At 49.0% G+C, this 15,743-nt stretch carries 9 protein-coding genes; 4 read left to right on the top strand and 5 right to left on the bottom strand.

The features are described 5' to 3' along the window. Positions 1-310 precede the first annotated feature (310 nt). Both DW947_RS05990 and DW947_RS05985 read left to right on the top strand, forming a co-directional pair. Positions 311-2,500: a glutamine synthetase III gene (locus tag DW947_RS05990; RefSeq protein WP_005832915.1), complete on the top strand. Its 2,190-nt coding sequence runs from the start codon at positions 311-313 to the stop codon at positions 2,498-2,500. A 292-nt stretch (positions 2,501-2,792) separates the two neighbouring features. Beyond that, entirely contained in the window at positions 2,793-3,494 is a 702-nt protein-coding gene (locus DW947_RS05985; RefSeq protein WP_005832010.1) for a Crp/Fnr family transcriptional regulator, read from the top strand. 83 nt (positions 3,495-3,577) lie between these two features. On the opposite strand, the gene trxB is transcribed toward DW947_RS05985, so the two are convergent. The 5 genes from trxB to DW947_RS05955 form a co-directional block, all read right to left on the bottom strand. After that, the gene (gene trxB / locus DW947_RS05980; RefSeq protein ID WP_005832012.1) at positions 3,578-4,528 is read right to left on the bottom strand and encodes a thioredoxin-disulfide reductase; all 951 of its coding nucleotides are present in this window, start codon (positions 4,526-4,528) and stop codon (positions 3,578-3,580) included. 37 nt (positions 4,529-4,565) lie between these two features. Continuing rightward, positions 4,566-5,216: a LolA-like putative outer membrane lipoprotein chaperone gene (locus DW947_RS05975; RefSeq protein WP_117962717.1), complete on the bottom strand. Its 651-nt coding sequence runs from the start codon at positions 5,214-5,216 to the stop codon at positions 4,566-4,568. A gap of 3 nt (positions 5,217-5,219) precedes the next feature. After that, entirely contained in the window at positions 5,220-7,724 is a 2,505-nt protein-coding gene (locus DW947_RS05970) for an FtsK/SpoIIIE family DNA translocase (RefSeq protein ID WP_117962715.1), read from the bottom strand. A 271-nt stretch (positions 7,725-7,995) separates the two neighbouring features. Further along, positions 7,996-8,607, bottom strand: a complete 612-nt coding sequence (locus DW947_RS05965; RefSeq protein WP_005832923.1) for a winged helix-turn-helix transcriptional regulator — start codon at positions 8,605-8,607, stop codon at positions 7,996-7,998. Positions 8,608-8,934: 327 nt separating this feature from the next. Then, a complete protein-coding gene (locus DW947_RS05955; RefSeq protein WP_005832925.1) occupies positions 8,935-10,278 on the bottom strand; it encodes an ATP-binding protein in 1,344 nt (447 codons plus the stop codon). Between the two features lie 427 nt (positions 10,279-10,705). On the opposite strand from DW947_RS05955, the gene DW947_RS05950 reads away from it, so the two are divergent. Both DW947_RS05950 and DW947_RS05945 read left to right on the top strand, forming a co-directional pair. Beyond that, a complete protein-coding gene (locus DW947_RS05950) occupies positions 10,706-13,525 on the top strand; it encodes a glycoside hydrolase (RefSeq protein WP_008665193.1) in 2,820 nt (939 codons plus the stop codon). A gap of 89 nt (positions 13,526-13,614) precedes the next feature. Continuing rightward, on the top strand, positions 13,615-15,705 hold the full coding sequence (locus DW947_RS05945; protein ID WP_117962713.1) for a BT4734/BF3469 family protein: 2,091 nt from the start codon (positions 13,615-13,617) through the stop codon (positions 15,703-15,705). The last annotated feature ends 38 nt before the right edge of the window (positions 15,706-15,743 follow it).

Below are 15,743 nucleotides of genomic sequence, written 5' to 3'. Positions count from 1 at the left end.
ATACGAACCTATATTAATTGTTATAAAAAGGGTGCCACAAGTGTCATGTACAGAATGATTCGTAATTGTGACACATGAAAATTACTAATCACGACGCACTAAGATTACTAATCGTGATGCGGAAAGATTACTAATCATGGCATGTAACAAACGCAAGCTTTGGGTCGTTTTTCCATAACAAGCAGGCTTTTTCAGGGGGTCTATTCTCAAAAAACACTAATATTTTCGAGAATACCCCCTAAAAAAGAGGGGGTAGTTCAGAAAAAACATGTATTTTTGCGCCCAACAACCAATAAAAGGAGAGACTTATATGTCAAAAATGCGATTTTTTGCTTTGCAAGAACTTGCCAATCGGCAACCTCTTGAAGTGACCACCCCTTCAAACAAACTGTCCGACTACTACGGCAGCCATGTCTTCGACCGTAAGAAAATGCAGGAATACCTGCCCCGTGAAGCCTACAAAGCCGTAACCGACGCCATTGAAAAAGGCACTCCCATCAACCGCGAAATGGCAGACTTGATTGCCAACGGCATGAAAAGTTGGGCAAAATCCCTCAACGTCACCCACTACACGCACTGGTTCCAACCCCTAACGGATGGAACTGCTGAAAAGCATGACGGCTTCATCGAATTCGGCGAAGGAACAGAAGTGATCGAACGTTTTTCCGGCAAACTGCTCATCCAGCAGGAACCGGATGCATCCTCTTTCCCCAACGGAGGTATCAGAAACACATTCGAAGCACGAGGATATACTGCTTGGGATGTTTCCTCACCTGCCTTTGTGGTAGATACCACACTTTGCATCCCCACTATCTTCATCTCTTATACCGGCGAAGCGCTCGACTACAAGACTCCATTGCTCAAAGCCTTGGCAGCCGTAGACAAAGCAGCGACAGACGTATGCCAGTTGTTCGACAAGAATATCACACGCGTTTATACCAATTTAGGCTGGGAACAAGAATATTTCCTCGTCGACTCGGCACTGTACAATGCCCGCCCGGACCTTTGTCTAACCGGACGTACCCTGATGGGACACTCCTCGGCCAAAGACCAGCAGCTGGAGGACCACTATTTCGGCTCCATCCCCCCACGTGTCACAGCTTTTATGAAAGAACTGGAAATCGAATGTCACAAACTGGGTATCCCGGTCAAGACCCGCCATAACGAAGTAGCTCCCAACCAGTTTGAGCTGGCGCCTATCTTTGAGAATGCCAACCTTGCCAACGACCACAACCAGCTTGTGATGGATCTGATGAAACGCATCGCACGCAAGCATCACTTCGCCGTACTGCTTCACGAAAAACCCTACAACGGCGTGAACGGCTCCGGCAAGCACAACAACTGGTCGCTTTGCACCGATACGGGTATCAATTTGTTTGCACCGGGCAAGAATCCGAAAGGGAACATGCTGTTCCTTACCTTCCTGGTAAACGTACTGATGATGGTATACAAAAACCAGAACTTGCTGCGCGCCTCCATCATGAGTGCCGGAAACAGCCACCGTCTGGGAGCCAATGAAGCGCCTCCCGCCATTCTGTCCATCTTCCTGGGCAAACAGCTGTCTTCCATCCTCGACGAGATAGCCCGCCAGATAAGCAGCAGCAAGATGACATCGGAAGAAAAGACAACACTGAAATTAGGCATCGGACGTATTCCCGAAATATTACTGGATACCACCGACCGTAACCGTACTTCTCCATTCGCCTTCACCGGCAACCGCTTTGAGTTCCGTGCCGCAGGTTCATCTGCCAACTGCGCCGCCGCCATGATTGCCATCAATGCGGCTATGGCCAATCAGCTGAACGAGTTCAAAGTATCCATCGACAAACTGATGGAAGAAGGAGTCGGCAAGGATGAAGCCATCTTCCGCATTATGAAAGAGACCATCATCGCCTCCGAGCCTATCCGCTTTGAGGGTGACGGCTACTCCGAACAATGGAAGCAGGAAGCCGCACGCCGTGGGCTGACCAACATCTGCCACGTTCCCGAAGCCTTGATGCACTACATGGATAACCAGTCCCGTTCCGTACTCATCGGCGAACGTATCTTCAACGAAACGGAGCTTGCCTGCCGCTTGGAAGTAGAACTGGAGAAATACACCATGAAGGTACAGATAGAAAGCCGTGTGCTGGGCGACCTTGCCATCAACCACATCGTACCGACTGCCGTTATCTACCAAAACCGTCTGCTGGAAAATCTCCGTGGCCTGCGCGAGACCTTCTCTCCCGAAGAATACGAAGTCCTCAGTGCCGACCGGAAAGAGCTTGTACGCGAAATTTCCAAGCGCGTAACAGCCATCAAGGTACAAGTACGCGAAATGACCGAAGCCCGCAAAGTAGCCAACCACATGGATAACTACAAAGACAAGGCTTTCGCTTACGAAGAAACCGTACGCCCTTATCTGGAAAGTATCCGTGACCACATCGACCACCTTGAGATGGAAATTGATGATGAAATCTGGCCGCTTCCGAAATATAGGGAGCTGCTGTTTACAAAGTAGGCCTCTCCCTAGCCCCTCCCCCGTAGGGAGGGGGATAGAGATACTACGATAAACAATTAAGTTACTACGATTTACGATTTGACGGTTTACGGTTGGAGTTACTCATACAATCATAAACCCACCTGCTAATGAGCAGTTGTTTAACAATACAAACTTCAATCGTAAATCGTCTAATCGTAAATATATAGATTTTCCTTTATCTCCCCCCCTACGACATCTTTTTGTCATATTTGTGCAATATTTAATTTTTTCTTTTTACATTTGTGCTGTATAACACAGTTTTGCAGCAGTTATGGTAAAAGTAAACTTGTCTGATATTAATGTTCCGGAGTTGATTGCAGATATATGGTCTCCCTTGAATGACGAACAACGGGAATTCCTCGCCAACCACTTCACACTCCAGAACTACAAAAAAAACGAAGTCATCCATTGCGAAGGCGAGACACCTACGCATTTGATGTGTCTGCTGAGTGGAAAGGTCAAAATCTATAAAGACGGAGTCGGTGGTAGAAGCCAGATTATCCGTATGATTAAACCTGTCGAATATTTCGGTTACCGCCCTTACTTTGCAAAAACAGACTATGTCACGGCAGCATCTGCATTCGAGCCGTCTCTTGTTTGCCAAATCCCCATGACTGCCTTGATGACTCTGCTCACACAAAACAACGACCTTGCCATGTTCTTCATCAAGCAATTGTCCGTTGACTTGGGCATTGCCGATGAACGTACCGTAAACCTGACGCAGAAACATATCCGCGGAAGACTCGCAGAATCCCTGCTGTTCCTCAAAGAAAGTTATGGTTTGGAGGAAGACGGCTCCACCTTGAGTATCTATCTCTCGCGTGAAGATCTGGCCAATTTGTCAAACATGACCACTTCCAACGCCATACGTACGTTGTCACAGTTTGCCACAGAACGGTTAATCACCATCGACGGACGTAAAATCAAAATCATAGACGAAGAAAAGCTGAAGAAAATCAGCAAGATAGGATAAGGAATAAGTGACAAGGGATAAGCGATTAGGGGTTAGCATAATAAAAACACATTGTTACCATCCTAACCCCTAATCACTAATCACTAAATCAGTCCTTTCGCAGACAAATATCTTTCCGCTTCAATGGCTGCCTGGCAACCAGTTCCGGCAGCGGTGATGGCTTGACGATAGTGAGGATCAGCAACGTCTCCGGCGGCGAATACGCCCGGCACTTTCGTACGCGGTGTTCCCGGCTCGGTGACGATATAACCTACTTCGTCCGTATCTACATAAGGTTTGAAAATATCTGAGTTGGGTTTATGGCCGATAGCCAGGAAGAAACCGTCAATAGCTACATCATAGCGCTTCTCATCAGGTTCACCCATACGCTGTACCAAATGTACACCTTCCACACCGTTCTCTCCAAACAAGCCTACGGCATTATGTTCGAACAGTACTTCAATCTTGTCATGCTTCATCACACGCTCCTGCATAATCTTGGAAGCGCGAAGATAAGGTTTGCGGACAATCAGATAAACCTTGGCAGCCAGTCCGGCAAGGTAAACGGCTTCCTCGCAGGCAGTATCTCCACCCCCTACAACAGCTACCGTTTTCTTGCGGTAGAAGAAACCATCACAAGTGGCACATGCGCTGACACCCATCCCCGCATATTTCTTTTCATCCTCCAGTCCCAGATACTTCGCTGCGGCACCCGTAGCAATAATCAGCGTTTCAGCCTCAATCACCTTTTCGTCATCAATTGTAATCTTGTAAGGTGCTTCAGCAAGATTGGCAGCAGTAGCGACTCCATAACGCAAATCTGCACCAAAACGTTCGGCTTGCTTCCGCAAGTCTTCCATTAATTCCGGACCAGCGATACCTTGGGGATAACCGGGAAAGTTCTCCACATCAGTGGTGGTCGTTAACTGGCCACCGGGCTGCAATCCTGCATAAAGCACCGGTGAAAGATTGGCACGGCCTGCATAAATAGCGGCAGTATAGCCGGCAGGACCCGAACCGATAATCAGACATTTTACTTTTTCTGTTTCCATCATTATATTATTTACTATTTGACTATTTACAATTTACTATTTAGCGCATGTCGATGACTTCAGCTGTGGGATAGGCTTTTTTGTCAAAGACAAAGAAACTATCCGGATAGGATTGTCCGGTCTGGTAGCTATCAATAAGGATAGTAGTCATATACTTACTTCCCCGTGGCGCCAAGTGCACTTGATGCAGACGATACGTATCCTTTGTCACAAACAGATAGACACTTTCAGGGTCTTTCCTCTTGTCGGCAGCAGTCATGATGACATAATAAACAGATTTGTCCCGCTTACCACCGACACTGCCCAACTTCAATCTGTATCCCTGCTTGTAGAGGGACAACCAGGCATACGGATTAAGAGTCTGCAATTCCTCCTGCGTAGGTTCCGATACATTCACCTCATCTGTCGAAGCCACATAGCTCCACTGTGTATGTCCGTCAAACCAAGTCTTCATTCCCTCAGTCTCAACCACAAACTTCTCACCTTCCAGATAGAGAACTCCCGCATAAGAGCCCTGTTGTTCGTTCACGGTAAACGCCAGCTTCACCCCTCCCGCTTTCCGAAAGGCTTCGGCTGTACGCTCCAATATATTCTTGGCATCCGGTTGTTGTGCCGACATCGGCACAGCAAACAACAGCAATAGCACACCAAGTAAAAGCTTATCAAATTTCATCATTCTATAAATAACCATTCCTTATTGCAAATTGTTTAACCGCATTTCCAGGTCGTTCTCATCTATACAGAACACCTCACGCGCCTTGCTGCCTTGCGCCGGTCCCACAATCCCCGCTTTCTCCAACTGGTCCATGATGCGGCCGGCACGATTATAACCGATGGCAAACTTACGCTGAATGAGCGACGTAGAACCCTGCTGGTGAATAACGACGAGACGGGCTGCATCCTCGAACAAAGGATCAAGACGCCCCATATCCACATCCCCCAAATCACCTCCTGCATTTTCATCCACATATTCGGGCAGATAAAAAGCGGTGGGGTAGCCCTGCTGGCGGGCGATGAACTTCGTAATCTCCGCCACTTCGGGGGTATCGATAAAGGCACACTGCACACGCACCGGGTCTGCTCCCTGCAGGAATAGCATATCACCGCGACCTATCAGCTGGTTGGCTCCCGGACGGTCGAGGATGGTACGCGAATCGACCATTGCCGATACACGGAAAGCGATACGCGCCGGGAAGTTAGCCTTAATCGTACCCGTAATGATGTTTGTTGTCGGTCGCTGTGTAGCGATAATCATATGTATACCTACGGCACGCGCCAACTGGGCGATGCGGGCAATGGGCAGTTCCACATCCTTGCCAGCTGTCATAATCAAGTCACCGAACTCGTCGATAACGACTACGATGTAAGGCATGAACTTATGCCCCTTCTCCGGATTCAGACGACGGTTGATGAACTTCTCGTTGTACTCCTTGATGTTGCGCACATGGGCAGCTTTCAGCAAGTCATAGCGGGTATCCATCTCCACACAGATAGAGTTCAAGGTCTGCACCACCTTCGTGACGTCTGTAATGATGGCATCTTCCCCGTCGGGCAATTTTGCGAGGAAGTGATGCTCAATCACGGAGTAGATGCTGAATTCCACCTTCTTGGGATCTACCAGCACAAACTTCAGCTCCGCCGGATGCTTCTTATATAATAAGGAGGTGATGATGGCATTCAACCCCACGGACTTACCCTGACCGGTAGCACCGGCAACGAGCACGTGCGGCATCTTGCACAAATCCACCATAAATACTTCATTCGTAATCGTCTTACCCAGTGCGATGGGCAAGTCGTAAGTAGACTCCTGGAACTTCTTGCTGCCGATAATGCTCTGACCGGATACAATCTTCGGATTGGAATTGGGCACTTCGATACCAATCGTACCCTTTCCCGGAATGGGAGCGATGATACGGATGCCGAGCGCCGAAAGGCTGAGGGCAATATCATCTTCCAGACCGCGTATCTTCGAAATGCGGACGCCCTGCTCGGGAGTGATTTCATACAGCGTCACCGTAGGACCTACCGTCGCCTTAATGGTACTGATTTCTATACCGAAACTACGCAGAGTATTGATAATCTTATCCTTGTTCGCGTTCTGCTCTACCATGTCAATGGTCGGACCATTGTCATCGTAATGCTTCATCAGGTCTATTGTGGGGTAATGATAGTTTTCCAAATCCAGACGGGGATTGTACGGCTCCTTCTCCGTTCCCACATACTCCTCCTCTTCGGCCTTTTCAACCTGGAATGCCGGCTCCTTCTCTACCGGCTGTTCCCGAAAAGGGGGCACCGGCTCCGGTGCAGGAGTCTCAAAAGTCATGGTAACGTCCTCATCCGCAGACTTGGCAGGCTTTATCTTTCCATCACTTCCACCCAAGTCAAGGGTGATTTCATTCAGCGGTTCGTCCTCTTCTTCCTCTATAGCAATCTCCTCCTCCTTTTCAAGAACCTTTTCCGGCTCCGCAGCTTCCGGTGTCGGAGCAGCCGCCTTTTCCTTTGCACCCCAAGAGGTCTTGAACTCTTCCGGCGTTTCACCCTGCACGCTTTCCACCTTCTCCTTACGCTTCAAGAAGCTGAGACTGAACAATCTGCGCAACCAGATGACAGTCCGTGCACTCAGATAGATGAGGAAGCAAATGGCAGTTACCAACAATAGCAGCCAGACTCCCGGCACACCGACTTGAGACACAAGCCAGTTACTGACATTGTATCCGTGCATACCGCCCAGATAGAGGAAAGAGTCCTTGTACTGGTCTACAAACACAAAACCGAAAAATACCGAGAACCACACCAGCATCAACGAACAGCCGATGAACCACTTCCACAAGCGCACCACACGCACCCGCATCAGCTTCAGTCCCGCCACAGCCAGGAACACGAGAATCAGGAAAGACGATACGCCGAAGCAATCATTTATCAGATAGCTGGCCAACTGCGCACCGCGGCTACCGGCGTAGTTCTTCACCCCATTGTTGGTGGAAATCAGCTCCTGCGCACTGCCTCCGTCAATGATGCTCTGGTCTGCCGCTCCCGTGAAAAAGAATGATGTGAAAGCAAGCAACAAATAAACCGAAAAGATTACCAGCACCAAGCCGATAACGAAATGAACCGTTTCACTTCTAAATAACGCTGCCACTTTCCCCAAAAACGAGAGTGACAGCTCCGTATCTTTAGCTGTTGAATTTTTCTTTGCCATATTTTTTAAATAACTATTGAGAATTGATTGCAAAAATAATAAAAACTATCCTTCTGCCGCGTTGTTTTCATTCTTTAATTTCTCGTCTGCCGATTATAGGTATTCCTAATCTACAACTGTAGTTTTATCGCATGTTTTACTTACATGCTTGCATGAAATGACATATCGCACTAATTTACAACAAATTGCGCCATGCAAGCAGACCTCATGCAAGCATGCAGGCAGATTTTGCCTACATGACGCAATCCATGCAAGCCCTATACGCATCAACCTACTCTTTTTCCTTCAAAAAATAAATCGGCTGTTTCTGCAACCCTTTGTTCACCAACACATTCTCCTCACAAAGACGACGAATCTGCCGCGTCGCAGTCGTGCGGGTCATGCCGCAAATCGACTGTACAACACTGCGGGTGATGAACTCATTCTTACGTAGATAGTTCACCACTTTTTGCTTCACCTCATCATCCGTCAGCCTCTTTTTCGTGAGATTCCGCAATTTCAGCGGCTTTACCTTCAATACTCCTATCTCACTGCGCAGCGCCTTGTCCGGTCTGAAAGTGATGTTTTTCAACTTCACCTTAGTACTTTTCCGCTTTGTCTCCAGTGTCACCGGTTCCGTGCAGGTCAGCGTGGGAACAAAGTAACCGATGCCGTCCAAATGTACCTGCCTGCCCTCCCCCAGCTCGCGTCCCACAAAATGCGACAAAGCATCGAGTACCGCCAGTACATCCGTCTCGGTCAGCGAGCAGTATTCTTGTATATGCCTGCGCAGCTCATCGGTCGTCGTGGAGCCGTTCAGTTTAATCCGGGGATGCAGGGTCAGTTCTTCCCCTTGTTTATCCTTCGTTTTCGGGTTTTCGTACCAATCAAATAAAATTGCCATATTCTTTCCTCCATTTTTAGATTCATTTCTGTTGCTGTCTGCAGGTTTCGCTCATGCAAAGTACCGGCTTTCATTAGGCAGAGCATGGGTCTTCCTTACGCAAAGAAGCGTTCTTCCTTCTGCTGAAAGCTTATCAAAAAAAGATGCGCACAGCTGTGGTTTACCTTCTTCATATTTGTGATACACCTTCTTCACAACTATGAGAAAGACATTCCACGACTGTGCGCAACTACAAACTACAGAGGCAAAGATAATGAAAAGCAGGGGGCTTGGCAAAGGAATGCTAATCTTTTTCAATAGCAAGCATTATTTTCCGAATAGAACACTTTACAGTCCCGATAAATCCACTTTATAAAAAGTCGGAGCAACATTGCTTTTCTCGAAGAACATCGCCATATAGATCGGGGCATAGATAATCTTACCTGCGACGCGTAGATTACCGTTGTTGAACACAACTGCTTCGGAGAAGTCGTATTCCTCGCAATCCATGATGTTGGACAAAGCGCGGTGTGTCTCGTAATCTTTACCTGATTTTACCTCAATAGGCAGTACCTTACCCTCAAGCTCAATAACAAAATCCAATTCACCGCGCTTCTTGTTGTTGTAATAGTAGGGAACAATGCCGTGAGCCACCAACTCCTGCGCTACGGCATTCTCGTAAATTGAACCGAAATTGATGTCCTTATCACCTTTTATAATCCGCATCTGAATGCCCTCGGCATATTGGCTGGCCAGCAGTCCGATATCACTTTGGAAGAGTTTGAACAGATTGCGTGAACGTGCAAGCAGGAGCGGCATTTTCGGCTCCTCCACATTATAGACGGGTAGCGCCACGCCCGCGTTCGTCAGCCATAAAAAACTGTTCTCGACCCGGTCGAACTTTGCGTGCTCATTCAATCGTTTCAGTATGAAGCGTTTGTTTTTAGCGTTTAGCTCAGGGGGAATAAGATTAAAAATCTCCTCGATGTAGAGTTTGTTATTAGGATCATACTGGGCGATGTCACGTTTGTACAGACGAATGATATCCTGCTGCACAGTCATCACCTCTTGCAGGTTGTTACTCTCGAGATATTTGCTCACGACCGCAGGCATACCGCCCACAACAAGATAGAGCCGGAACAGCTCCATAATTTTGCCGTGGACAAACTCATCGACGGCAGTGCGATTCCGCCATGCCTCATGCAATGCCCCGATAACGGCGTCATTTATACCCACACACGAAATAAACTCCTCGAAATCGAGTGGGAACATATCCTTTACACCCATGTAGCCAACCGGTTCCGAGCGCAGGTCTTTCAATTCTACGCCCAGCAACGAACCGCTCAAGATGTAACGATACGAACCGTCATCCACCAGAAACTTAATTGCCGTAACAATATCGGGACATTGCTGTACTTCGTCGAAAAAGACGAGCGTTTCACCCTTGATGAGCGGCACGGAGGTGATTGCCGATAGACGGAGCAGAATATCACCGCTGCTCTTTGCTCCCTTGAACAAATCCACCGCTTCGGGCATCTCGACGAAATTGACTTCAATGAAACTTTTAAACGTCTTACCGAACTGACGAATGGAATATGTCTTACCTATTTGTCGTGCTCCGGTAATAAGCAGGGCGTTACGGTTAGTTTCGTAGTAATTGCGAATGTAATCATCTATCTTTCTTTTTATCATAACCTATTCTTGTTTATTCGATTATTAAATGCAATAATCACACTATGCCTCTTTTCCATTGCAAATATAAAGGATTTATGCCACTTTTCCAAGATTTACGCCTACACAAATTGCCGTTTTTCCAATTTAGTAACAGTATCCAAATGCATGCTTTATATGCCCACCGAAGAGGAACTGCAGAACAAGATTGAAAGACAGAAAAACTTTTACCGGTTGCAGCACACGGAAAAATCAATAGAGTAACGACGTATGGTGAAAAGATTGGTTATAATGACGAACACTCAACAACACTAATATCAAGCATGAAGATAGCAATAAAAAACATCCCGTCACATAATTGGAAACATTTTGTATACAGAGAGACGGGAGCAATGCCCTATATTTGCAACCGGTCAATCAATCACCGGCCATGAAAAACAGGTAGTTTATGAGAAATTTCATTGTATTATGCTTATTGGCATGTCTGGCATCATGTACAGACAAAAAAGAATTCCAGACAATAAGAGAACGAATCGATTTATCAGGAAATTGGAACAGTTCATTAGGGAACTGCACATTGCCCGGTACGACGGATGAAAACAAGTTGGGAGACGGCAGGCATCCCACCAATGTAACCTCCCAGTTGACACGGACTTATCCCTACTCCGGCATCGTAGAATATGAAAAAGATGTTGAAATTCCCGTACAGATGGAAGGGAAACGCCTGATACTCTTCATGGAACGTACAAAGCCCAGTACTCTCTGGATAGACGGGGACAGCGTCGGCACGTTGGGACATATCTATGCACCTCACTGCTATAGCCTGCCGGCCTTGGCACCCGGCAGCCACCATATAAAGATACGCATTGACAATTCCCCCAGCTCCGTACCAGCCGAAATCCAAAGCTCGCATGCCTGGACCGACGGCACACAAACCAACTGGAACGGCATTCTGGGCGATTTCTACATCGAAGCGACCCCACACACCTATCTCGAGCAGGTACAAGTCTACCCGTCTGTAAAGGAGAAAAAGGCCCGCATCCATGTAAACATATACAGCGATTCGGAGCAATCGGGCGTAGTGACCCTTTCTGCCAAGACGTGGAACACCCAACAAGAACACCTGTTACTGGACATGGAAAAACAAGTCGGCTTAAGCAAAGGTGAAAATAAGATAGAACTGACGCTCGACATGGGCAACCGGATGCAGACATGGAGCGAATTCCACCCCACACTTTATGCACTGAACGTGACCCTTGCCACAAACGAGGGTAAAGACAATATAATAACAGATTTCGGTATGCGCGACTTTGCCACCGAAGGTACTCAGTTCACCATAAACGGCTTCAAGACCTTCTTGCGCGGCAAACACGACGCTTGCGTATTCCCACTTACCGGATATGCGCCGATGGATGTAAAGTCCTGGCGAAAAGTTTTTCAGACAGCCAAGAGTTATGGCATCAACTACTACCGTTGCCATTCCTACACCCCGCCCCGCGCCGCTTTTGCCGCTGCCGACATCGAGGGTATCTATTTCCAGGCCGAGTTGCCTTTATGGGGAAGCATTTCACCGGACAACCATCGCCTGAATGACTTCTTGCTGAACGAAGCCTATATGACCCTCGACTACATGGGCAATCACCCCTCATTCACCATGTTGGGACTGGGCAACGAGTTGGGTGGCGACGTTGACCTGATGCGCAATTGGCTGGACGGATTCAGAAAACATGACAACCGCCATCTCTATTCGCTCGGTTCCAACAACTTCCTGGGTTGGGGAGGTGCCATAGACGGTGAAGATTATCTGACAACCTGCCGGGTAGGAGGAGGCGAAGGCTATACAACGCACGTACGCAGTTCGTTTGCCTTTGTCGATGCCGAAAAGGGAGGTATCTTGAACAACACCCGTCCCAATACCCGTGCGGATTATACTGCTGCCATAGCGAAATCTCCCCGACCGGTCATCAGTCACGAAACCGGACAGTTCCAAATTTATCCCGACTACAAGGAGTTGGAGAAATACACCGGCGTATTGCATCCATATAACTTGGAGATATTCCGTGACCGGCTCAATGAAAATGGACTGCAGAACCAGATTGACGCATTCCATCAGGCCACCGGCCGGTTTGCCGTCGAATGCTACAAGGCTGATATTGAATACGGCCTGCGCACTGCCGGTTTAGGTGGATTCCAGATGCTCGACCTTCAAGACTTTCCCGGACAAGGCTCGGCACTGGTAGGCATTCTGGATGCTTTCATGGACAGCAAAGGCATTGTCACTCCCGAAACATTCCGCGGCTTTTGTGCTCCGGTGGTACCGCTGGCGCTTATGGACACCTACTGTTACAGCAACAAAGAAGAGCTGAACATAGGACTCGCCCTGACAAATTACGAAGAGCAACCATGGTCTGATGCATTATGCTGGCGTCTGGAAAGCCTGAGTGACAGCGTAACTTTTGTTCGCGAAGGAAAAGTCCCCGCCCATGTAGAGCAAGGAAAAGTAATGCAGGTGGGCGAGTTGAAAAGCACCCTTACCGAAATAGACAAGCCTGCCCAATTGCGACTGACACTGACCACCGGGAATTATCATAACTATTATAACTTATGGGTATACCCCGACCGGACACCGGAAAGCGAAGCGGACATCTTCATCTGTCAGTCCTTGGATGACGAGGCGCGAAAGAGACTGAGCCAAGGAGGGAAGATACTGCTTATACCCGACCACAAAGCCATTGAAGAACAGAGTGTAGGTGGACTTTTTACTCCTGACTACTGGAACTATGCCATGTTCAAAAGCATTTCGGAAAACGCCGGCCGCGAAGTTTCGCCGGGCACCCTCTCCTTGCTGATGGACGAGAAACATCCCTTGTTCCGGCAGTTCCCCACCGAGTGCCATAGCAACTGGCAATGGTGGAGCATCGTACGCCATGCCCGCCCCTTTATTCTGAACGCTACACGCCACGAATACAAGCCGCTTATCCAAGTAGTAGACAATGTGGAACGGAACCACAAGTTAGGCTTGCTGTTCGAATTTGCCGTAGACAACGGTAAGGTATTGGTTTGTATGAGCAACCTCGAAGCAATTCGCCACACTCCGGAAGGAGGTCAGCTGCGCAATGCCATTTTAAGCTATATGAAGTCGGCTGAGTTCTCTCCCACCGAGACGCTGACCTCACAGCAGTTGCAGCACATATTAACAACCGAGGTGAGGAAGCAAGACATTGTCGGCGTGAAAAACCAGTCGGATTACGACGTACAGCCGGAATAAATATGAGAAGTTTCATCATAATTCCACTTTTCCTCGGCTGTCCCGTCATTTTTCAGTAGCTTTGCGGACTTTAATACAGCAAGCACCCCATGAAACTTACCCTTATACGCACCGCTCGTGAAACCGGCAAAGAGACATTCAGCACATGGCCCAGCGACACCTTGATGGAGAAGATGAAAACCGAGAACAAAGCCGGACACATATCCGCCTTGCGCAGCCTCATTCCCCACATCACCGGAAGCAACGGACACTACCCCTGCATAGACAAACTGCCACGCATCTGCCCTGCCGCAGAATATGCCCGCAGCAAAGAGGGGGAAAGATACCTGAAAACCTACAACGGACTGGTACAGATTGAAGTCAACCACCTGGCCAATGCCGTGGAAGTGGAGCAAGTAAAGCGCCAGGCGGCCCTGCTGCCACAAACTTTTGCCGCCTTTTGCGGAAGCAGCGGACGAAGCGTAAAAATATGGGTACTGTTTGCCACCCCCGACGGTTCGCGCCCCAGGCAGGAAGAAAAAATCAGGCTGTTTCATACCGCTGCCTACCGGCTCGCCGTAAACTGTTATCAGCCCCTGCTCCCCTACCCCGTCACACTGAAAGAACCTGCCGTGGAGCAAAGCTGCCGCATGACGCTCGATGACCGTCCCTATTACAATCCGTCTGCCGTCCCTTTCTGTCTGGAACAGCCTTTGTCCGTGCCCGACGAGCCCACCTTCGGCCAACGGAAACAGACCGAAGCAAACCCGCTGATGCGCATTGCCCCCGGCTATCCGGCCTCCCAAACCTTCTCCATCCTCTTCGAAGCCGCCCTGAACCGTACCTTCGAAGAGCTGGAAAACTGGAAACGGGGCGATGACCTTCGCCCCCTGCTCTACCTGCTTGCCAGGCATTGCTACAAAGCCGGCATTCCCGAAGAAGAGGCAGTACGTCAAGTCATGATGCACTACTACCGCGAAGCGGATGAACAACTGGTGCGCATGACCCTGCACAACCTCTACCGCGAATGCAAAGGCTTCGGCACCCGTAGCAGCATGACCCGCGACCAAATCACCGCCTTCCGCCTGGAAGAATTCATGAACAGACGCTATGAGTTCCGCTGGAACACCGTGCTGGGAGAATTGGAATTCCGCCAACGGGACTCCATACACTTCCATTTCCGCCCTGCCGACCAGCGGGTAAGAAGCAGTATCGGACAGAATGCCCTGAAAGAAGGAATCAGCGTATGGGACAGAGATGTGGCACGCTACCTCAACTCGGACGCCATTCCCTTGTACAACCCCATCGAAGAATATCTGAACAGCATCGGACATTGGGACGGCAAGGACCGTATCCGCGCATTGGCCGACCTCGTCCCCTGCAACAATCCGTACTGGCGGGAACTCTTCTACCGCTGGTTTCTCAGCATGACGGCGCACTGGCAAAACATCGACCGTCAGCATGGAAACAACACGTCTCCCCTACTGGTCGGAGCCCAAGGCTATCGTAAAAGTACCTTCTGCCGCATCCTGCTGCCACCCGAACTGCGCTTCGGATATACCGACAGTATCGACTTCAAAAGCAAGCAGGACGCAGAGCGGAGCCTCGGCCGCTTTTTCCTGATAAACATCGACGAATTCGACCAAATCAGCGTCAATCAGCAAGGTTTTCTAAAGCATCTGCTGCAGAAACCCGTGGCAAACCTGCGCAAGCCTTACGGCACCGCCATCCAGGAAATAAGACGCTACGCCTCCTTTATAGCCACCAGCAACCAGAAAGACCTGCTGACAGACCCCAGCGGCAGCCGCCGTTTCATCTGCATCGAAGTCACCGGCCCCATCCATACCAATGTCACCATCAACTACCGGCAACTCTACGCACAAGCCATGGATGCCATAGCCAAAGGTGAACGCTACTGGCTGGACGATTCCGACGAAGCCATCTTGAAACAGACCAACCGGGAGTTTGAACAGCCCACACCGTTGGAACAGCTCTTCCTCTGCCACTTCCATCCCGCCGAAAATGAAGAGGAAGGAGACTGGATGACCCCTATGGAGATTCTCTCCTTCTTGCAAACCAAGACCAAAGACCGGCTGTCCATCAATAAAGTGGCTCTGTTCGGACGTGCACTCCACAAACTGGGCATCAGCAGCCGCCGGAAGACAAGAGGAACAGAATATCATGTAGTGAAAAAAGAATAATCCTGCCAATTAATTTGCTTCTACTTTCGGTTTGCGCT

Source organism: Bacteroides sp. AM44-19, assembly GCF_003603395.1.
GTDB classification, from domain to species: Bacteria; Bacteroidota; Bacteroidia; order Bacteroidales; family Bacteroidaceae; genus Bacteroides; species Bacteroides uniformis.
This window is presented reverse-complemented; position numbering and strand designations above follow the sequence as displayed.

What these genes read in the sequence shown, in the direction of transcription:
- DW947_RS05970 (WP_117962715.1), bottom strand. Translation starts at nt 7,724, where the DNA reads ATGGCAAAGAAAAATTCAACAGCTAAAGATACGGAGCTGTCACTCTCG.
- DW947_RS05975 (WP_117962717.1), bottom strand. Translation starts at nt 5,216, where the DNA reads ATGGTTATTTATAGAATGATGAAATTTGATAAGCTTTTACTTGGTGTG.
- DW947_RS05955 (WP_005832925.1), bottom strand. Translation starts at nt 10,278, where the DNA reads ATGATAAAAAGAAAGATAGATGATTACATTCGCAATTACTACGAAACT.
- DW947_RS05950 (WP_008665193.1), top strand. Translation starts at nt 10,706, where the DNA reads ATGAGAAATTTCATTGTATTATGCTTATTGGCATGTCTGGCATCATGT.
- DW947_RS05990 (WP_005832915.1), top strand. Translation starts at nt 311, where the DNA reads ATGTCAAAAATGCGATTTTTTGCTTTGCAAGAACTTGCCAATCGGCAA.
- DW947_RS05945 (WP_117962713.1), top strand. Translation starts at nt 13,615, where the DNA reads ATGAAACTTACCCTTATACGCACCGCTCGTGAAACCGGCAAAGAGACA.
- DW947_RS05965 (WP_005832923.1), bottom strand. Translation starts at nt 8,607, where the DNA reads ATGGCAATTTTATTTGATTGGTACGAAAACCCGAAAACGAAGGATAAA.
- trxB (WP_005832012.1), bottom strand. Translation starts at nt 4,528, where the DNA reads ATGATGGAAACAGAAAAAGTAAAATGTCTGATTATCGGTTCGGGTCCT.
- DW947_RS05985 (WP_005832010.1), top strand. Translation starts at nt 2,793, where the DNA reads ATGGTAAAAGTAAACTTGTCTGATATTAATGTTCCGGAGTTGATTGCA.